At 64.8% G+C, this 18,408-nt stretch carries 18 protein-coding genes and 1 pseudogene; 7 read left to right on the top strand and 12 right to left on the bottom strand.

Going from position 1 to position 18,408, the window contains the following annotated elements:
- Window positions 1-11 precede the first annotated feature (11 nt).
- The 7 genes and pseudogenes from ACVWW1_RS22760 to ACVWW1_RS22790 all read right to left on the bottom strand — a co-directional run bounded on the left by ACVWW1_RS22760 (window position 12) and on the right by ACVWW1_RS22790 (window position 7,022).
- Entirely contained in the window at window positions 12-785 is a 774-nt protein-coding gene (locus ACVWW1_RS22760; RefSeq protein WP_176529435.1) for an SDR family NAD(P)-dependent oxidoreductase, read from the bottom strand.
- An 86-nt stretch (window positions 786-871) separates the two neighbouring features.
- Window positions 872-1,879, bottom strand: a complete 1,008-nt coding sequence (locus ACVWW1_RS22765) for an ABC transporter ATP-binding protein (RefSeq protein ID WP_456657503.1) — start codon at window positions 1,877-1,879, stop codon at window positions 872-874.
- 16 nt (window positions 1,880-1,895) lie between these two features.
- Entirely contained in the window at window positions 1,896-2,726 is an 831-nt protein-coding gene (locus tag ACVWW1_RS22770; protein WP_176529433.1) for a carbohydrate ABC transporter permease, read from the bottom strand.
- 4 nt (window positions 2,727-2,730) lie between these two features.
- Window positions 2,731-3,603, bottom strand: a complete 873-nt coding sequence (locus ACVWW1_RS22775; RefSeq protein ID WP_171947724.1) for a carbohydrate ABC transporter permease — start codon at window positions 3,601-3,603, stop codon at window positions 2,731-2,733.
- Window positions 3,604-3,737: 134 nt separating this feature from the next.
- Window positions 3,738-5,053: pseudogene (locus ACVWW1_RS22780) on the bottom strand (ABC transporter substrate-binding protein).
- Window positions 5,054-5,393: 340 nt separating this feature from the next.
- Window positions 5,394-6,347 (bottom strand): sugar-binding transcriptional regulator, encoded by a 954-nt coding sequence (locus ACVWW1_RS22785; RefSeq protein ID WP_207832445.1) that lies wholly within the window; start codon window positions 6,345-6,347, stop codon window positions 5,394-5,396.
- 9 nt (window positions 6,348-6,356) lie between these two features.
- On the bottom strand, window positions 6,357-7,022 hold the full coding sequence (locus tag ACVWW1_RS22790; RefSeq protein ID WP_456657504.1) for an HAD family hydrolase: 666 nt from the start codon (window positions 7,020-7,022) through the stop codon (window positions 6,357-6,359).
- Window positions 7,023-7,137: 115 nt separating this feature from the next.
- On the opposite strand from ACVWW1_RS22790, the gene ybaL reads away from it, so the two are divergent.
- Window positions 7,138-8,871, top strand: a complete 1,734-nt coding sequence (gene ybaL, locus ACVWW1_RS22795) for a YbaL family putative K(+) efflux transporter (RefSeq protein WP_456657505.1) — start codon at window positions 7,138-7,140, stop codon at window positions 8,869-8,871.
- Between the two features lie 38 nt (window positions 8,872-8,909).
- Window positions 8,910-9,143 carry a hypothetical protein gene (locus ACVWW1_RS22800; RefSeq protein ID WP_176529427.1) on the top strand — a complete coding sequence of 78 codons (234 nt, stop codon included), beginning with the start codon at window positions 8,910-8,912 and terminating at the stop codon, window positions 9,141-9,143.
- A gap of 5 nt (window positions 9,144-9,148) precedes the next feature.
- On the opposite strand, the gene ACVWW1_RS22805 is transcribed toward ACVWW1_RS22800, so the two are convergent.
- From ACVWW1_RS22805 to ACVWW1_RS22825, 5 genes are all read right to left on the bottom strand, one after another.
- Window positions 9,149-9,373, bottom strand: a complete 225-nt coding sequence (locus tag ACVWW1_RS22805) for a hypothetical protein (RefSeq protein WP_021081495.1) — start codon at window positions 9,371-9,373, stop codon at window positions 9,149-9,151.
- Window positions 9,374-9,514: 141 nt separating this feature from the next.
- The gene (locus tag ACVWW1_RS22810) at window positions 9,515-9,790 is read right to left on the bottom strand and encodes a chaperone modulator CbpM (protein ID WP_176529426.1); all 276 of its coding nucleotides are present in this window, start codon (window positions 9,788-9,790) and stop codon (window positions 9,515-9,517) included.
- Window positions 9,787-10,689: a DnaJ C-terminal domain-containing protein gene (locus ACVWW1_RS22815; protein WP_456657506.1), complete on the bottom strand. Its 903-nt coding sequence runs from the start codon at window positions 10,687-10,689 to the stop codon at window positions 9,787-9,789. Before ACVWW1_RS22815 ends, ACVWW1_RS22810 begins: the two co-directional genes overlap by 4 nt.
- Window positions 10,690-10,811: 122 nt before the next feature.
- The gene (locus ACVWW1_RS22820; RefSeq protein ID WP_456657507.1) at window positions 10,812-10,997 is read right to left on the bottom strand and encodes a hypothetical protein; all 186 of its coding nucleotides are present in this window, start codon (window positions 10,995-10,997) and stop codon (window positions 10,812-10,814) included.
- Window positions 10,998-11,083: 86 nt separating this feature from the next.
- A complete protein-coding gene (locus ACVWW1_RS22825; RefSeq protein ID WP_456657508.1) occupies window positions 11,084-12,340 on the bottom strand; it encodes a hypothetical protein in 1,257 nt (418 codons plus the stop codon).
- An 846-nt stretch (window positions 12,341-13,186) separates the two neighbouring features.
- Between ACVWW1_RS22825 and clpB the strand changes: the two genes are divergently transcribed.
- From clpB to ACVWW1_RS22850, 5 genes are all read left to right on the top strand, one after another.
- Window positions 13,187-15,799 (top strand): ATP-dependent chaperone ClpB, encoded by a 2,613-nt coding sequence (clpB, locus tag ACVWW1_RS22830; RefSeq protein WP_456657509.1) that lies wholly within the window; start codon window positions 13,187-13,189, stop codon window positions 15,797-15,799.
- A gap of 103 nt (window positions 15,800-15,902) precedes the next feature.
- The gene (locus ACVWW1_RS22835; RefSeq protein ID WP_456657510.1) at window positions 15,903-16,172 is read left to right on the top strand and encodes a DUF2171 domain-containing protein; all 270 of its coding nucleotides are present in this window, start codon (window positions 15,903-15,905) and stop codon (window positions 16,170-16,172) included.
- Window positions 16,173-16,292: 120 nt separating this feature from the next.
- Window positions 16,293-17,354, top strand: a complete 1,062-nt coding sequence (locus ACVWW1_RS22840) for a Dyp-type peroxidase (RefSeq protein ID WP_456657511.1) — start codon at window positions 16,293-16,295, stop codon at window positions 17,352-17,354.
- A complete protein-coding gene (locus tag ACVWW1_RS22845; protein ID WP_342709490.1) occupies window positions 17,347-18,162 on the top strand; it encodes a family 1 encapsulin nanocompartment shell protein in 816 nt (271 codons plus the stop codon). The genes ACVWW1_RS22840 and ACVWW1_RS22845 overlap by 8 nt, the downstream gene beginning before the upstream one ends.
- 85 nt (window positions 18,163-18,247) lie before the next feature.
- A complete protein-coding gene (locus ACVWW1_RS22850; RefSeq protein WP_456657512.1) occupies window positions 18,248-18,397 on the top strand; it encodes a hypothetical protein in 150 nt (49 codons plus the stop codon).
- Window positions 18,398-18,408: the final 11 nt, after the last annotated feature.

Here is an 18,408-nt window from a genome sequence, read left to right on the forward strand (position 1 = left end):
CCGGCGCGATCCTACCAGCAAGTATAGCCGCCATCGACCAGAACGATGCTTCCAGTCATCAGGCTCGCCGCCTCGGAGGCCAGGAACAGCACCACGGAGGCGATCTCGTCGACCTGGCCCATCCGCGCCATCGGGGTTCCGCCGATCCAGGCGTCATACATGCGGGGGCTATTCTTCACGAAGGCGTTCAGCGGGGTCTCGATATAGGTCGGCGCCACGGCGTTGACGCGAACCCCGCGCGCGCCCCATTCGGCGGCGAGCGATTTGGTCAAATGATGCACCGCGGCCTTGGAGGCGTTGTAGAAGCACTGCTCCTGCGGCTTGTTGACGATGAAGCCGGACATCGAGCCGACGTTGACGATGGTGCCGGACTTCGCCTTGAGCATGTGATTGCCGAACGCGCGGCAGCACCAGAAGGTGCCGTTCAGATTGACATCGATGACGTTGAGCCAATGCTCGTCGGTCACGGTCTCGGCTGGCGTCTCGCTGCGCGCGATGCCGGCATTGTTGACGAGGATGTCGACCTTGCCGTACTTGCGGACCAGCTCGTCGGCGACCGCCGAGACGCGCCCGGAATCCGTCACGTCCATCAGCGCGATATCGGCATCGAAGCCCTTGGCCTTCAGCGCCGCCTGCGCATCATTGGCGACCTTGGCGTCGCGATCGCCGATGATGACCTTGGCGCCGGCTTCCGCGAGTGCCTCGGCACAGGCGAGCCCGATGCCCTGACCGGCGCCGGTGATGATGGCGGTCTTGCCGCCGAGTTTGAATTTCTCGAGATACATTTTCTTCTTCCTTTGCCTAGAGCCCGCATTTTCGCGGGCGTGCCGCCCCGGCCAGAGCGAGATCAACTGCGGAGGACGTCCATGCCTTACCCGTGGATCGATTTGCCGCTGTCGTCGAAACGATGGATGCGTGCCGGATCCGGGATCAGCGACACGCGATCGCCGGGATGCAGGTCGAGCTCGCCGACATAGCGCGCGGTCAGCGTTCCCAATGCCGCAGCGTCGACATAGAGAAAGGTGTCGCTGCCGAGATGCTCGGCGACCGCCACTGTCCCCTGCCAGCCGCCCTGCCCGTCGCGCTCGACCTTCAAATGCTCCGGCCGGACCCCGATGGTGGTCGCGCCCTGCTGCTTGGCGAGCTCGCCGGTGACGAAATTCATCTTCGGCGAACCGATGAAGCCAGCGACGAACAGGTTTGCCGGCTTCTCATAGAGCTCCAGCGGCGAGCCATATTGCTCGATCTTGCCGCCGTTGAGCACGACGATCTTGTCGGCCATGGTCATGGCCTCGACCTGGTCGTGGGTGACGTAGATCGCCGTGGTGCCGAGCTGCTTCTGCAATCGCGTCACCTCGAGCCGCATCTGCACTCGCAGCGCGGCATCGAGGTTCGACAGCGGCTCGTCGAACAGGAACGCCTTAGGCTCGCGCACGATGGCACGCCCGATCGCGACCCGCTGGCGCTGGCCGCCGGAGAGCTCGCGCGGCTTGCGCTCGAGATAGGGCGTCAGGTTGAGGGTGGCCGCGGCGGCTTCGACCTTGCGGTTGATCTCGTCCTTGGCGACCCCGGCCATTTTCAGGCCGAACGCGATGTTGCCGCGCACGCTCATATGCGGATAGAGCGCGTAGGACTGGAACACCATCGACAGCCCGCGCTTGGCCGGCGGCACATCGACCACGTTGCGGCCGTCGATCAGGATGGCGCCGCCGGTGACATCCTCGAGCCCGGCGATCAGCCGCAGTAGCGTAGTCTTGCCGCAGCCTGACGGACCGACGAAGACGACGAAGGAGCCGTCGGCGATCTCGAGGTCGGCCCCCTTGATGATGTGGACCGGCCCGAACGATTTTTGCACACCCTGCAGCGTAATCTGACCCATGGCGAAAGCCTTTCTGCTACTTGACCGCGCCGAAGGTCAGGCCGCGGACGAGTTGCCGCTGACTGAACCAGCCGAGCACGAGAATGGGCGCGATCGCGAGCGTCGACGCCGCCGACAATTTTGCCCAGAACAATCCTTCCGGGCTCGAATAGGATGCGATGAACACGGTGAGCGGCGCGGCCTCGAGGGTCGACAAATTGAGAGTCCAGAACGCCTCGTTCCACGCCAGGATCAGATTGAGCAGCAAAGTCGAGGCGAGCCCCGGCACCGCCATCGGCGTCAGCACATAGATCAGCTCGCGCCCGATCGTGGCGCCGTCCATCCGCGCCGCCTCAAGAATGTCCCTCGGGATTTCCTTGAAATAGGTGAACAGCATCCAGATCACGATCGGCAGATTGCCGAGGCACAGGATGAAGATCAGGCCGCTTCGGGTATCGAGCAGACCGAACGTCCGGTAGATCAGGTAGATCGGCACCAGCACGCCGACCGGCGGCATCATCTTGGTGGACAGCATCCAGAGCAGCACATCCTTGGTCCGCTTGGTCGGCGAGAATGCCATCGACCATGCCGCCGGAATTGCGATCAGCATCGCAATCAGCGTCGAGCCGCCGGCGATGATGATCGAGTTGAGCGCGTGATGAAGGTAGTCGCTGCGCTCCTGCACCGTGACGTAGTTCTCCGTCGTCCAGTGGAAGAACAGGAACGACGGCGGGATCGCGAAGGCTTCGAGCTCGGTCTTGAAGCTCGCCAGCACCATCCAGAGGATCGGGAAGAAGATCAGGAAGCCGACCAGCCAGGCTGCCGCCGTCGAGATCACCTTGTTTCGTGTCGTGACCATCCGCGCCATGACGTTACGCCTCCAGATTCCGGCCGACGATACGAACGAGGAAGAACGCAACGATGTTGGCGAGCACCACCGCGACCAGGCCGCCCGCCGAGGCGCTGCCGACGTCGTACTGGATCAGCGCCTGCGAATAGATCAGGAAGGCGATATTGGTGGTCTGCAGACCGGGGCCGCCGCCGGTGGTGACGAAGATCTCCGCGAACACCGTGAGCAGGAAGATGGTCTCGATCAGGATCACCACCGTGATCGGACGCGCCAGATGCGGCAGCGTGATGTAGATGAAGGTCGAGATCGCGCTCGCGCCGTCCATCTCGGCGGCCTCCTTCTGTTCCTCGTCGAGCGATTGCAGCGCGGTCAAGAGGATCAGGGTCGCGAACGGCAGCCACTGCCAGGAGACGATCAGGATCACCGAGAACAGCGGCGCATCGTTGAACCAGTCGATCGCCGGCAGCCCGAACAGATGTGCGATCCAGGCAAACAGGCCCGACACCGGATGCATCAGGAGGTTCTTCCAGACCAGTGCGCTCACCGTCGGCATCACGAAGAACGGTGCGATCACCATCAACCGGACGATCGAGAGCCCGACCACCTGCTGGTCGAGCAACAGCGCCAGCGGCACGCCGAGGATGATCGTGATCGCGAGCACCGATCCGACCAGCACCAGCGTGTTCTGCAGCGAGGCGAGGAAGGCCGGATCGGTGAGGAAGTAGCGGAAGTTCTCCAGGCCGACGAAGGATTCGGAGCCAGGATCGAGCAGATTGTAGTGCAGGGTCGCGAAGTAGATCGTGAGCGCCAGCGGCACGATCATCCAGATGAACAGCAGCGCCACCGCGGGCGTGAGCAGCGTGCGTGCGAGCAGTTGGGTCTGCTGGGTCGCCATCCCCGCCTCCTTCTTAAGGAAAGGAGCGACCACCCCGCTGCGGGACAGGATGGTCGCAGTGGTCCAGCTCGGGAGGTTTGAGCTGGTCGGGCGGCCAAGGCGCGTGCTGCGCCCTGGCTTTGTCTGGGCGTGGCTTATTTGATGTAGCCCGCGCGCTTCATCTCGCGCTCGGTCACGGACTGCGCAGCGGTGAGTGCCGCATCGACGGTGGTCGAACCCGAGAGCGCCGCCGAGAACTGCTGGCCGACCTGGGTGCCGATGCCCTGGAATTCAGGGATCGCGGCATACTGCACGCCCACGTAAGGCACCGGCTTCACCGTCGGCTTGTTCGGATCGGCCGCATCGATCGAGGCCAGCGTCAGCTTGGCGAAGGGCGCGACCTTCAGATAATCAGGGTTCTTGTACAGCGACGTGCGCGTGCCGGGCGGCACGTTGGACCAGCCTTCCTTCGACGCGACGAGCTTGGTGTAATCCTTGCTGGTCGCCCAGGCGATGAACTTCTCGGCCGCATCAACCTTCTTCGAGCCGGCGGGGATCGCGAGGCTCCATGCCCACAGCCAGTTGGCGTTCTTGCCGAGCCCGGTGTTCGGCGCCAGCGCGAAGCCGACCTTGTCGGCAACCTTGGAATCCTTCGGGTTGGTCACCATGGACGCCGCCACCGTGGCGTCGATCCACATCGCGCATTTACCGGCGCTGAACAGCGCGAGATTCTCGTTGAAGCCGTTGGACGAAGCGCCGGGAGGGGGCCGGCCTGCTTCATCAGGTCGACATAGGTCGTCAGCGTCTTCTTCCATTCCGGCGAATTGAACTGCGGCTCCCACTTCTCGTCGAACCAACGCGCGCCGAACGAGTTGGACATCGCGGTCAGGAATGCCATGTTCTCGCCCCATCCGGCCTTGCCGCGCAGGCAGATGCCGTAGACGCCGCCGGCCTTGTCGTTCAGCTTCTTGGCGGCATCGACGACGAAATCCCAGGTCGGGCTTTCCGGCATCTTCAGGCCGGCCTTGTCGAACAGGTCGGTGCGGTACATCACCATCGAGCTCTCGCCGTAGAACGGCGCGGCGTAGAGCTTGCCGTCGACCGAGACCGCGTCGCGGATCTTGGGCAACAGGTCACCGACGTCATAGTCGGCGCCGAGCTTGTCGAGCGGCACCAGCCAGTTCTTCTTGGCCCAGATCGGAACCTCGTAGGTACCGATGGTGAGCACGTCGAACTGGCCGCCCTTGGTGGCGATATCGGTGGTCACGCGCTGGCGCAGCACGTTCTCTTCCAGCGTCACCCATTTGACGGTGATGTCCGGATTCTTCGCGGTGAACTCGCTGCTGAGCCCCTGCATGCGGATCATGTCGCTGTTGTTGACGGTCGCCACCGTCAGCGTGGTCTGGGCGATCGAGGGGGCAGAGATCAATAGAGCAGCCGCGCCCGCAACGGCGCAAAGGACGTTTTTCAAGGTGACCTCCCTTATGTCACGTTGAGCATATGCCCACGTGTTGGGCGTATGTTCATCCCGTCGTTAAAATTTGTCAAGCACGCGACTGCACCGTCCCGCGCGATTGCGGGTTCCAACACAGCCTGGAATGGTGGTTTTCGCGGATGCGAAGGGAGCGACTGACGGCGAATTGGATTGAGCTGGAGCGGCATCGAAGGCTCACCTCTCCCGCCTGCGGGGGAGGTCGGATTGCATCGACGATGCAATCCGGGTGGAGGCGCTCTCCGCAGTACTCGAGGACAGACCCCCACCCCAGCCCTCCCCCGCAAGCGGGAGAGGGAGTGCACCCGACTCGTGACTTCTAGCGATCCAGAACCGCGCGTGCGGTCGCCTCATCCGTGATGAGACCGTTGATCACCCGGCCCGCCAGCGCGGCCCTGATCGACGGCACCTTCGCGACGCCGACGGCCGCCGCAATCGTGGTCGACACCGCAGGGATCTGCGGCGGAATGCTGGTCAGCCGCTTGTTGGTGCCACCCTTGATCAGACGGCCCTTGGCATCATAGGCCCAGCCGGTCACCTCGCCGACCGCCCCAAGCCGCATCATCTCCAGCAATTCTTCGCGGGTGACGAAGCCGTCGACGTGGACCTGGGCCTTCTGGTCCATCTGGCCGATGCCGATCAGGCGCAGATCGGCCTTGGCGGCGACCGCCCTCACCCGCGCGATCGGATCGATGCGGATCATGCGGTTGCGCTCGTCCTCGCTCGACATCAGGAACGGCAGCGGCATCGGGTAATGCCGCGCGCCGGTGCGGTCGGCGAGCCGCCCGACCGTGTCGTAGAAGCTTGCCGAGCCGTCGGCGGAGATGTTGCCGACCAGCGAGACGATCTGATGATCGGGCCGCTCGATCGGCGAGACCCGCTCAACCGCGGCACGCACCGCGCGGCCGGTGCCGAGCGCCACGATGACAGGCGTCTCCGAGCGCAGCGTCAGCTCCAGCAGATTGGCGCTGCGTTCGGCGATCCCTGCATTCGACAGCGGCGCCGCCGGGTCTGATGGCACGACGTCGCAATGCACCAGATCGAACCGCGCCTTCAGCCGGGAAGCGAGCTCCATGCAGGCGGCAATGGGGTGTTCGAGACGAAACGTGATCAGCCGCTCCGCAAGACACAGCGACACCAGGCGCTGCGCCGAGGCGCGCGACACCTGCAGCATTTTTGCAATCTCGTCCTGGGTATGGCCCGCGATGAAATACAGCCAGCCGGCGCGCGCCGCATCGTCGAGGCGAGACTTTTCGTTGTCGGGCGCAGCCATGATCGTGCGTCAGCCTTCGTTCCAGAAATCCGTCATCGCGGCGAAGATTCGATCCGCCCCGGCGTGCTTCAGCAGAGCACTGCCGTCCGCCAGCCGATAGTGGGCGCCGCCGACAAATCCCCACACTTTCATGCCCGCGGCCCTTGCCGCCGTCACCCCGCTGAGGCTGTCCTCGATGACCAGCGTGCGGCGCGGATCAGCTCCCATCCTGCCGGCGGCAAACAGGAACAGATCCGGCGCCGGCTTGCCATGCTCGACCATCTGCGCGGTGTAGAGCCGCTGTCCGAAGCTGGCCGCAAGGCCAGTCAGCTCCAGCGAGAACCTCACGCGGTCAAGATCGCTCGATGAAGCGACACAATACGGCAGCCGCAATTCCGCGAGCACGGCGGCGGTGCCCGCGATCGGCTTGAGCTGCGCGCGGAAGGTCTCGCGCACCTGGTGCGCCAATTCGGGCAGGAAAGTCGCAGGCAACGGTTTGCCCACGCCCCGGCAATAGTCGACCAGGGCCGTGGTGCTGCGCCCGAGGAAGAGTTCGAGCGCCCGCTCGGTGGTCATCTCGATGCCGGCCTTCGCCATCGCCTCGGCGAGGCAGCGGCAGCTCAACTCCTCGCTGTCGACGAGCACGCCGTCGCAGTCGAAGATGACCAGATCGGTCTTGGGCAGCCGCGGATCCATTCCGACATGAGATCATATGCTCACGCGATGAGCAATAGATCACGGTTCGACGCGCGGAATGCCGCGCCTCAAATGGTCGCGGTGCACCGCCAACCATGCTGTGCGACAAGGCGAAATGCCGCATGACACACCTTTGATCGCGACCGTCGTCGCCGGCCTTGGACTCGCCTTCGTCTTCGGAACCATCGCCCAGCGCTTTCGGGTTCCGCCACTGGTCGGTTATCTCATCGCGGGCGTCGCCGTGGGTCCGTTCACGCCCGGCTTCGTCGCCGATCAGGCGCTGGCAACCGAACTCGCGGAGCTCGGTATCATCCTCCTGATGTTCGGCGTCGGGCTGCATTTCTCGCTGAACGATCTGCTGTCGGTGCGCGCGATCGCGGTGCCCGGTGCGATTGCGCAGATTGCGGTCGCCACGCTGTTGGGCCTCGGCCTCGCGCTGGTGATGGGCTGGACCGTCGGCGCCGGCCTGGTGTTCGGGCTCGCATTGTCGGTCGCAAGTACCGTCGTGCTGTTGCGCGCGCTGCAGGAGCGCCGCCTGATGGACACCGAACGCGGCAAGATCGCGGTGGGCTGGCTGATTGTCGAGGACCTCGCCATGGTACTCGCGCTGGTGCTGTTCCCGGCGGTGGCGAGCTTCCAGGGCGGCGATGGCGCGGCACTCACCTCCGACCCGCTCGCCGCCCGCTTCGGCCTCGGGCTGACCGGCGTGCTTGCGCTGACGCTGATCAAGATCGCCGTGTTCATCGCGCTGATGCTGGTGGTCGGACGGCGGCTGATCCCGTGGGCCCTGCACTACATCGCGCATACCGGCTCGCGCGAGCTGTTCCGGCTGGCCGTGCTCGCGATCGCGCTCTGCATCGCGTTCGGCGCGACCAAGCTGTTCGGGGTGTCGCTCGCGCTCGGCGCCTTCTTCGCCGGGATGATGCTGCGGGAATCGCCGCTGAGCCAGCGCGCCGCCCAGGAAACCCTGCCGCTGCGCGACGCATTCGCGGTGCTGTTCTTCGTCTCGGTCGGCATGCTGTTCGATCCGCTCAGCGTAGTGCGCGAACCCTGGCCGTTCGTCGCGACGCTGTTCGTCATCGTGGTCGGCAAGTCGCTTGCAGCGCTCTTGATCGTCGTGCTGTTCCGTCACCCGATGGCGACCGCCCTGATGATCTCGGCGAGCCTCGCCCAGATCGGCGAATTCTCCTTCATCCTGGCGGAGCTCGGCGTTGCGCTCAATCTGCTGCCGAAGGCCGGCCGCGACCTGATCCTGGCCGGCGCGATCTTCTCGATCATGCTCAACCCGCTGGTGTTCGCGGTCGTCGACTGGCTGACCTCGCGGCTCGAGAAACCGCAGGCCGCCTCGCCGACCGCCGCAACCTCCGAAACGATCCCGGTCACCGACTTGCAGGATCACACCATCCTGGTCGGCTACGGCCGGGTCGGCAGCATCGTCGGCGATGCCCTGCATCGGCGCAACGCGCCGTTCCTCGCGGTCGAGGCGTCCGACGACATGGTCGCAAACCTCAAGCAGCGCGGCATCGAAGCCCTGATGGGCAACGCCGCGCGCGCCAGCGTGCTGCGCGCGACCAATCCGGCCGGCGCGCGATCGCTGGTCATCGCGATTCCCGAAGCGTTCGAGGCCGGACAGATCGTCGAGCAGGCGCGCGCCGCCAATGCCGATATCCGGATCATCGCGCGCGCCCATTCCGACGCCGAGGTCGATCATCTGAAGGGCCTCGGAGCCGACATCGTGATCATGGGCGAGCGCGAGATCGCCCGCGGCATGATCGAGGAGCTCGATCGCAGACACTCTGGTGCGGTCACGCAAAATGGTGCGAGCGCAAGGGAAGATTCCGCAGCCTGAGGTAACGGCGTCGACTGCGCGACGAAAGGAGATCAGACATGGCGTTCAAGAGCCCGCACGTTTCATTGGTGTCGTTCTCGATCGAGATCGGCGCCGATGCCACGACCAATGTGATGCAGATTGAGACCGATCTGCATCTGAACACCCGTCATCCGAGCTATGACGCCGCGGCGATCGAGCGTTTGGTACGCGACGCGCAGTCCTATCTTGCCGGCAATGCCGACCAGATCACGCAATTCCGGCTGGTCTCCAACCGCAGCGGCCAGACCTGACGAAATCAACCGCCGAGGAATGCCGGCGCCAGATCTTCCTGCACGATGATGTTGGCGGCTTCCGTCGTCAGCTCGCTGCCGACAAGGTCGAGATTTTTCGCGGCCTCGAACAGCATCGCGCGGACGTCGTCCGGCGTCAGCACGCCCTTTGCGATCAGCTTGCGCACCAGCGCCTGCAAAATCAGCACGTCGATCTCGCCATGGGCCAGCGGCGTCGGCTTGTCCGTCATGATCGTCTCCCGGGACTGAGGTTCGCCGCAAGCGAGGCGGCTAAGGCATGATCCGGAAAAGTGCGAAGCGGTTTTCCGACAAGATCATGCTCAAACAAAGAGCTAATGCGCGATGACGATTCAACCTAATCTCATCGCGCTTTAGCGCGGCGATGACGCGATATCCTTGTGCAACTCTTCGAACGCACGGCGCAAGCCATGCAGCTGGTCGACCAGATGGAGGATGACGTCGATCCCTTCATCGTTGACGCCGAAATCACCTTTCAGATCCCGGATCAGGTGCGCGCGTGCCACGTCGGTGTCGGAAAAGCTGATCTCGTGCGTGGTCTCGTCCGGAACGAGCCATTGCTGCTCGATCCAGAACTCCAGGGTCTGCACCTCCAGACCCGCATCGATCAGGAACTGCTGCTTGTTCATGATGCACCATCATCGCGTGGATTGAATCCCTTGCGATCCCAGTTCGACACGAACGCCTCGAGCGCGGGATCGGGCCCCTTGGGCAGGACCACCTTGAGCTTGACGAACTCATCGCCATGACCACCGCCGACCTTGGGCGCGCCCTTTCTGCGCAACCGCAGCGTCGTGCCGGTGTTCGAGCCTTTCGGAACCGTCATGGTGACCGCGCCGGTCGGCGTCGGAACGTTGACCTTGCCGCCGAGCACCGCCTCCGACAAGGAGATCGGCAGTTCCAGCGAGATGTCGTCGCCCTCGCGGGTAAAGCGCGGATCGGGCCTGATCTCCACTTCGATCAGCGCGTCGCCAGGGCCGCCCTTGCCGCTGCCGGGCATGCCCTTGCCGCGCAGACGAATGACCTGGCCGTCGATCAGTCCCGGCGGGATCGTCACATCGAGCGAGCCGCCATCGGGAAGCGCCAGGCGCTTGCTCGCGCCGGCGATCGATTCGGCGAAATCGATCACGAGGCTGTAGTGCAGATCGCGGCCGCGCCGATTCGCCCGCGCCTGCTCTGTGCGCCGCAGCAGCTCGGCGAACGCGTCGTCCTGGTCCATATAGTCGGCATAGCCCGAACTATCGGCATAGGGATGCCCCCCATCCGCGGTGGCGAAATCCCGATAGTAGCGATGCTGTGGCCGCTCGGTGCCATCAGCGTCGATCTCGCCGGCGTCGAAGCGCTTGCGCTTGTCGGCATCTGAGAGCAGATCGTTCGCCGCGGCGACTTCCTTGAACTTTTCTTCGGCCGCCTTGTCACCCGGATTGAGATCCGGATGCAGCTTCTTCGCCAGCTTTCGATAGGCCTTCTGGATATCGGCCGAGGACGCCGTCGGGGCAACGCCTAGAACCTCGTACGGATTTCTCACAACCTGCTCCGCAACACCGTGAGTGCACCTGCAATCATGAGGGCGCAAAAGCAGGCGATTTGCAAGTGCGCCCGCGCGCCGCCCGGCAATGGGCGGCGCAGCACGCGCTCAGATCGCGGGCGCTACGAGGTATGTCCGGGATCGAGATAGTTCGGCATGATGTTCTTTTTCTGTTGCGGCGTCATCCTGGCGGTATCCGGCTTGCCCGGCACGCCCCTCGGACCGAGCAGGGCTCGCTGCATGTCGTCCTCGCTGAGGCGCGGCTTGCCGTCGTCAAGCTGTCCGCTGCCACCGTGACTCTGTGCCATGACCGACCTCCAGTGATGATCGCTTGCGCGCGGATGGAAGAGAGTGCGCGCTCCGCCGGAACGAGCCGGCGGAGCGCGACTGTACCTTAGCGCTGCTCCTGCCGCTTCTCCTCTGCGGGGTGACCTGCGGCAGGCGCAGCATGCGGCGGCGCCTGAACGTGCGGCGCGGCCTGAACGTGCGGCTCCGGCCGTGGCGCCGGCTGCGGATGCGCCTCAGGGCGCGCCATGGTCTCCGGCCGCGCTTCCGGCCTTGCCGCAGGCTCCGGTCGTGGTTCGGGCCGTGCTGCCTGCTCCGGCCGCGCGACGGGCTTCGCGGCAGGCTCGGGCCGCGGCTCCTCCTTGCGCACCTCTTCAGGCCGCCTCTGCGGTGCGGCAGGACGCGCCGCTTCCGTTGCAGGCCGCGGTTCAACCTTCGGCTCGGCGGCGGGCGCCGCGCGCTTTTCCTCGACCGCAGGCCTGCTCACCTCGGCGGGCGGATGCGCCGCAATCCCCTTCTCGGGGACCGGAAGCGCGTGAGATCCCGCAGCCGCCGGTGCAGCAGGATGCGGCTCGACCTTCGTCTCGGGCGCCGGCGCTGCGTGCTTCTCCTCGACCGCAGGCTTGTTCTCCTGAGCGGTCGGATGCGCCGCGGGGGCTTCCTTCCCCGGGACCGGCAGCGCGTGAGAGGCAGCCGGTGCATTGGCCGTCGCACGCGCAGGTGCAGCCGGAGACCCCGGCCGCGCCGGCTCCCCGGGCGCCGGCTTTGCGGCGGTGGCAGGCACCGCCTCGCCGGCCGGGCGCGCGCGAACCACGCCCGGTCCCTTCAGTTCGCCGGGACGCGCGGTCGCGGCGACGACGGGCACGCCATTGTTGGTCCGCCTGAACAGGCTTGGATCCTGGCTTGCGGTCTCGACCTGCTTGCGTTGCAACGGCGTCGCCGCGAAATGCTGCTCCTTGGCGACCGCACGTTCGGCGGGAGTCGGTCGCACCTCGATGCCGCCGCGGCCGCCATTGTAGCTGACGTTGTTGACGGTGGTCTGGTTGATCGTGACGTTCTTCTCGTAGACGTTGGTGATCCGCGCGCCCTGAAGATTGTTCACGGTACGATTGTAGAAGAAGTTGCCGTGATCCCAACGGCCGCCTTCATAGCCTGAACCGCCGTAGCCGAAGCCGTAATTGATGCCGCCGTAGAAGCCGACGCGATCACCCCAATAGCCCTGATGGAAAATGAAGCCGCCGCCGAACGCGCCCCAGTAACCGGGGGTCCACAGCAGCCCGACCCGTGGCGGCTGCACCCAGGTGCCCGGCACCCAGTAGTAATCGCCGCGATCCTCGTCCCACGACCAATTGCCCGGCGACCACATGTAACCGGGGGGGCGGGGGGGGCCCCGGCACCGGCGGCTGATCGTAGGTCGGCAACGGCGGCGGCGCGGTATCGACGGCAGAGACCGGCGCGCATGCCGCATCCTGCGCGATTGCCGGCACGGCGGTCGCAGTGAACAGCGCCGTGGCAATCGCAGCGCACGACGCGGTCGAAAGAAGACGAGTGATCATTGGGGGAGCCTCTTCGATGAGCACATTCAACGTGAGAACCGGAACAAAAGTTCCGTGCATCGGCAACGCACCGACACACTTCATCGCTAGCGCCTTGACCTTACATCAACCTGAAACAGCGCCAAACGCATCACACAGCTATTCATCGACGGTTCAGAGTGTGCAGTGACTCATGATCGCGCGATGCAGTGGAACAGCGCGCGAGGCACGTCTGCATCATCGCGTGCATTCCGCGAGGTGCGAGATGACAGTTACTGAAATCGCGAACATGACTTCCGCTCGCGCACGATTGCAACCATCCGGGTTCGTCGCGCCGCTCATTCCGCAAGCATCACGATCAGCCGAGCCGCCATCGGCGCGATGCCGGACCCCGATTTGTCGGTGCGTCCGTAACAGTGCCTCCGGATCAGTGCCAGAAGCGAACACCGGCAGTCGCAACACCTCAAAAGCGGTATGCCGGCGGCCACGCTCCGCGATTGACACTCCCCTGAAACGATCACACGATACGAGCTACGGCAGCGTCAGGCCCGCGGTTCTCCGCCCGGCACGATTGGACGCCTGTCGCATGATGGATGTCATCGTTCCGCCATCTGTCGCCGGCGGCAATGCATGGCATACCGGATCTCGACGAGCCTGTGCTGCCTTGAGGTGCCACGATGAACATTGAAAGATATACCGATCGCGTCCGCGGCTTCATTCAGTCGGCACAATCGCTCGCGACGCGCGAAGGACACCAGCAGTTCTCGACGCTCCACATCCTGAAGGTGCTGCTCGACGACAGTGAAGGCCTCGCAGCCGGCCTGATCGACCGGGCCGGCAGCAACTCGCGCGCGATCCTCAAGGCGACCGAAGACGCGCTGGCGAAGGTGCCGAAGGTCAGCGGCGCCGGCTCCGGACAGATTTACCTCGCGCCCGAGACCGCGCGCGCCTTCGCCGCGGCGGAACAGGCCGCCGACAAGGCCGGCGACAGCTTTGTCTCGGTCGAACGCCTGCTGCAGGCGCTGGCAGCCGACAAGGACAGCGAGGCCGGCAAGCTGCTCGCCAAGGGCGGCGTCAGTCCGCAGAACCTGAACGCGGCGATCAATGCGCTGCGCAAGGGCCGCACCGCCGACAGCGCGTCGGCCGAGAATGCCTATGACGCGCTGAAGAAATACGCTCGCGATCTCACCCAGGCCGCGCGCGACGGCAAGCTCGATCCGGTGATCGGCCGCGACGAGGAGATCCGGCGCACGATTCAAGTTCTGTCACGGCGCACCAAGAACAATCCCGTCCTGATCGGCGAGCCCGGTGTCGGCAAGACCGCGATTGTCGAGGGCCTTGCGTTGCGCATCGTCAATGGCGACGTGCCGGACAGCCTGCAAGACAAGGCGCTGCTCGCGCTCGATCTCGGCGCCCTGATTGCCGGCGCAAAGTATCGCGGCGAGTTCGAGGAACGGCTCAAGGCGGTGCTGCAGGAGGTGACGTCGGCGGAAGGCGGCATCATCCTGTTCATCGACGAGATGCACACGCTGATCGGCGCCGGCAAGGGCGACGGCGCGATGGACGCATCGAACCTTCTGAAACCCGCGCTCGCCCGCGGCGAGCTGCACTGCATCGGCGCCACCACGCTCGACGAATACCGCAAGCATGTCGAGAAGGACGCGGCGCTGGCCCGCCGGTTCCAGCCGGTGTTCGTCTCCGAACCGACGGTCGAGGACACCATCTCGATCCTGCGCGGCCTCAAGGACAAATACGAGCAACATCACGGCGTGCGCATCGCGGATTCGGCGCTGGTCGCCGCCGCCACGCTGTCGAACCGCTACATCACCGACCGTTTCCTGCCCGACAAGGCCATCGACCTGATGGACGAAGCCGCGGCGCGGCTGAAGATGCAGGTCGATTCCAAGCCTGAGGAACTCGACTCGCTCGACCGCGAGATCATCCGCCTCAAGATCGAGCAGGAGGCACTGAAGAAGGAGACCGATCTCGGCTCCAAGAGCCGTCTGCAAACCCTCGAGAAGGATCTCGTGGATCTCGAGAAGAAGTCGGCGGACATGACGTCGAAATGGCGGTCGGAGAAGAGCAAGCTCTCCGACGCGCAGAAGATGAAGGGCGAGCTTGAGCAGTTGCGCACCGAGCTTGCCAACGCGCAGCGCAAGGGCGAATTCCAGAAGGCGGGCGAGCTGGCCTACGGCCGCATTCCGGAGCTCGAGAAAAAACTCGCTGCCGTCGAGGCCAGCGAGACCTCCTCCGCCAGCGAGACCGTGACCGCCGACAACATCGCGCAGGTCGTGTCGCGCTGGACCGGCGTGCCGGTCGACAAGATGCTCGAAGGCGAGAAGGACAAGCTGCTGCGCATGGAGGAGATGATCGGCAAGCGCGTCGTCGGCCAGGCCGAGGCCGTGCGTGCGGTGTCGACCGCGGTGCGCCGCGCCCGCGCCGGCCTGCAGGATCCGAACCGGCCGATCGGCTCGTTCATGTTCTTAGGTCCGACCGGCGTCGGCAAGACCGAGCTCGCAAAAGCACTTGCCGAATATCTGTTCGACGACGAGACCGCGATGGTCCGGCTCGACATGTCCGAATACATGGAGAAGCACTCGGTCTCGCGGCTGATCGGCGCGCCGCCCGGCTACGTCGGCTATGACGAGGGTGGCGCACTGACAGAGGCCGTTCGGCGGCGGCCTTACCAGGTCGTGCTGTTCGACGAGATCGAGAAAGCGCACCCTGACGTGTTCAACGTGCTACTACAGGTGCTCGATGACGGCCGCCTCACCGATGGCCAGGGCCGCACCGTCGATTTCCGCAACACGCTGATCATCATGACCTCGAATATCGGCGCCGAGTACCTCGTCAACCAGCCGGAGGGCCAGAGCACGAGTGCGGTGCGCGAGCAGGTGATGAACATGGTGCGGGCGCACTTCCGCCCCGAATTCCTCAACCGCATCGATGAGATCATCCTGTTCCACCGGCTGCAGAAGAGCGACATGGGCCGCATCGTCGAGATTCAATTCTCACGCCTGCGCAAGCTGCTCGAGGATCGCAAGATCGAGCTCGAGCTCGATCCGAAGGCACGCGACTGGCTCGCAGAGAAGGGCTGGGATCCGGCCTATGGCGCCCGTCCGCTGAAACGGGTGATCCAGCGCAGCGTGCAGGACCCGCTCGCGGAGATGATCCTCGCCGGCGACGTGCGCGACGGCTCGCGGGTGAAGCTCTCCGCCACCAAGGCCGGCCTCACCTTCAACGGCAAGAAGCCCGAGAACGCCGCCGCGGACGAATTCGAACCGGTGTGAGAGAAGCCCCGGATCGCCAGCGACGCGCCGTCATCGCCGCGTCGTCTGCGCGCATCATATGCAAGCTGAATATACAAGCCGACCTGCAACCAGGGAGAGCGCCATGACGCAGCAGAGCATCAAGGACAACATGGAGATCATCGGCGCCGACGGCGTGCATGTCGGCACCGTCGATCACGTCGAAGGCAACCGCATCAAGCTCAAGAAGAGCGAAAGCGACGGCTTCCACAAGGGCCATCACCACTATATCGAGCTCGGCTTCGTTGCCGGTGTCGAAGGCTCCAAGGTGCGGCTCTCCGCCAACGCCGCCATTGCGGTGACCCTCGAGGAGGAGCAGTCCGGAAAGCCGGTTGGTCCGTCCGCGGAAGCCTAGCAATCCGGGCTCTTGTAAAGGCTCCGATGGCATGCTCCTCTCCCCCGTATCTGGACGTCAATCCGGCGTCCGGCCCGTCTTTTTGTCGTCGTGGAAGTGCCGTTAGTTAAGGAGAGATGCGTGCCATCAGCCGTTCCGCAACCGGTCGCTGCGAAGCTGACGCGCGCGGCCATCTTCCTTGCGGTCACGATCAAGCCCAATCCGGAATATGATACTGTGGTACGGTCGCTGTGTGCCGATCTGGCTGCGCTGGTGCGCGCGGTCGGCTTCCGCGATCTCGAGGGCCGGCTGTCCTGCGTCATGGGCATCGGCTCGGATGCGTGGGACCGGCTGTTCGGTGCGCCGAAGCCGCAAGGTCTGCATCCGTTCCGCGAGATCAACGGCGTCCACCACGCCGTCGCCACACCGGGCGACCTGCTGTTTCACATCCGCGCCGTGCCGATGGACCTGTGCTTCGAGCTCGCGACACAGATCATGTCGCGGCTCGGCGATGCGGTTGCCACCTCGGACGAGGTGCATGGCTTCAAATATTTCGACGAGCGCGACCTGCTCGGCTTCGTCGACGGCACGGAGAATCCGGAGGACCAGGCGGCGACTGAGGCCACGATCATCGGCGACGAGGACGCGGCCTTCGCCGGCGGCAGCTATGTGATCGTACAAAAATACCTGCACGATCTGAAGAAGTGGAACGAGCTGCCGGTCGAGATGCAGGAGAAGATCATCGGCCGCACCAAATTGTCCGACATCGAGCTCGACGATGCGGTGAAGCCGAGCTACGCGCACAACGCCCTGACGACGATCGTCGAGAACGGCGAGGAGCTCGATATCGTCCGCGACAACATGCCGTTCGGCAACATCAGCAAGGACGAGTTCGGCACCTATTTCATCGGCTATGCCAAGTCCCCGCACCGGATCGAGCAGATGCTGGAGAACATGTTCGTCGGCAAGCCGCCGGGCAATTACGACCGCCTGCTCGACTTCAGCCGCGCCGTGACCGGCACATTGTTCTTCATCCCGTCGGCCACCTTCCTGGAGGAAGTCACCAGCGAGGCACCAGCGGCCGCGCCCGCCGAGCCGTCGCTGGATGACGCCGGGGCTGACGAGCCACCTGCACCAAGAATACCGCCGTCCGACGGCTCGCTCGGGATCGGCTCACTCAAAGGAGAGGCTGGACATGAATAATCTTCATCGGGGACTAGCCCCCATCTCAGACGCGGCATGGGCCCAGATCGAAGAGGAAGCCTCGCGGACGTTGAAGCGCCATCTGGCGGCGCGCCGTGTTGTCGACGTCGATGGTCCGAAGGGCACGGACTTCTCCGCGGTCGGCACCGGCCATCTCAAGAAAATTGCGACGCCCGGCGACGGCGTCGAGGCGACGCAGCGTGACGTGCGCGCGCTGGTCGAGCTGCGCGTGCCGTTCGAGCTATCGCGGCAGGCGATCGACGACGTCGAACGCGGCTCCAATGATTCCGACTGGGATCCGCTCAAGGAGGCCGCGCGAAAGATCGCCTTCGCCGAGGATCGCGCAGTGTTCGATGGCTACACGGCCGCCGGCATTCAGGGCATCCGTCAGGGCACCAGCAACCCGGTGCTGAAGCTGCCGTCGAGCATCAAGAACTATCCCGCCGTGGTCGCGCAAGCGGTCAGCCAGTTGCGGCTCGCCGGCGTCAACGGTCCCTATACGCTCCTGCTCGGCACCGAGCCCTATACTGCGATCGGCGGTGCGACCGACGACGGCTACCCCGTGCTGCAGCACATCCAGCGCCTGATCGACGGCAAGATCATCTGGGCGCCTGCGATCGAGGGCGGCGTCCTGCTCACCACCCGCGGCGGCGACTTCCAGCTCTCGATCGGCCAGGACCTTTCGATCGGCTATCTCAGCCACTCGGCGACCTCGGTCCAGCTGTATTTCCAGGAGACCATCACCTTCCTGATGCTGACCAGCGAAGCGTCGGTGGTGCTTGCGCCGGAGGCGAAGAAACCCGCCTAGACCCGCCGGCGTTGGCTCTTCCAGGAAGCCTCCGGCCAATCTGTGCCGGAGCTTCCGTTGAACTTCAACGGAGAGGAGGCGCGCAATGGACTACGATCTCTACATCAACCCGAAGAAGCCGTCGGTCGGCATTTATGTCCGCAAGGGTGCGGGTCTCCCCGATCTGGCGGATGCCAAGGACTGGGTGTTCGACGGCACACCTCGGCGCAAGCCAACCTGCCGCCGCAGCTCGTGAAGGAGATCGAG

It is taken from the genome of Bradyrhizobium sp. JR3.5 (assembly GCF_054057015.1).

Excerpts from the sequence above, each read along its gene's own strand:
- ACVWW1_RS22835 (WP_456657510.1), top strand. The coding sequence starts at position 15,903 with ATGACGCAGCAGAGCATCAAGGACAACATGGAGATCATCGGCGCCGAC.
- ACVWW1_RS22820 (WP_456657507.1), bottom strand. The coding sequence starts at position 10,997 with ATGGCACAGAGTCACGGTGGCAGCGGACAGCTTGACGACGGCAAGCCG.
- ACVWW1_RS22845 (WP_342709490.1), top strand. The coding sequence starts at position 17,347 with ATGAATAATCTTCATCGGGGACTAGCCCCCATCTCAGACGCGGCATGG.
- ACVWW1_RS22805 (WP_021081495.1), bottom strand. The coding sequence starts at position 9,373 with ATGACGGACAAGCCGACGCCGCTGGCCCATGGCGAGATCGACGTGCTG.
- ybaL (WP_456657505.1), top strand. The coding sequence starts at position 7,138 with ATGCCGCATGACACACCTTTGATCGCGACCGTCGTCGCCGGCCTTGGA.
- ACVWW1_RS22760 (WP_176529435.1), bottom strand. The coding sequence starts at position 785 with ATGTATCTCGAGAAATTCAAACTCGGCGGCAAGACCGCCATCATCACC.
- ACVWW1_RS22770 (WP_176529433.1), bottom strand. The coding sequence starts at position 2,726 with ATGGCGCGGATGGTCACGACACGAAACAAGGTGATCTCGACGGCGGCA.
- ACVWW1_RS22800 (WP_176529427.1), top strand. The coding sequence starts at position 8,910 with ATGGCGTTCAAGAGCCCGCACGTTTCATTGGTGTCGTTCTCGATCGAG.
- ACVWW1_RS22765 (WP_456657503.1), bottom strand. The coding sequence starts at position 1,879 with ATGGGTCAGATTACGCTGCAGGGTGTGCAAAAATCGTTCGGGCCGGTC.
- ACVWW1_RS22785 (WP_207832445.1), bottom strand. The coding sequence starts at position 6,347 with ATGGCTGCGCCCGACAACGAAAAGTCTCGCCTCGACGATGCGGCGCGC.
- ACVWW1_RS22775 (WP_171947724.1), bottom strand. The coding sequence starts at position 3,603 with ATGGCGACCCAGCAGACCCAACTGCTCGCACGCACGCTGCTCACGCCC.
- ACVWW1_RS22790 (WP_456657504.1), bottom strand. The coding sequence starts at position 7,022 with ATGGATCCGCGGCTGCCCAAGACCGATCTGGTCATCTTCGACTGCGAC.
- ACVWW1_RS22825 (WP_456657508.1), bottom strand. The coding sequence starts at position 12,340 with ATGTGGTCGCCGGGCAATTGGTCGTGGGACGAGGATCGCGGCGATTAC.
- clpB (WP_456657509.1), top strand. The coding sequence starts at position 13,187 with ATGAACATTGAAAGATATACCGATCGCGTCCGCGGCTTCATTCAGTCG.
- ACVWW1_RS22850 (WP_456657512.1), top strand. The coding sequence starts at position 18,248 with ATGGACTACGATCTCTACATCAACCCGAAGAAGCCGTCGGTCGGCATT.
- ACVWW1_RS22810 (WP_176529426.1), bottom strand. The coding sequence starts at position 9,790 with ATGAACAAGCAGCAGTTCCTGATCGATGCGGGTCTGGAGGTGCAGACC.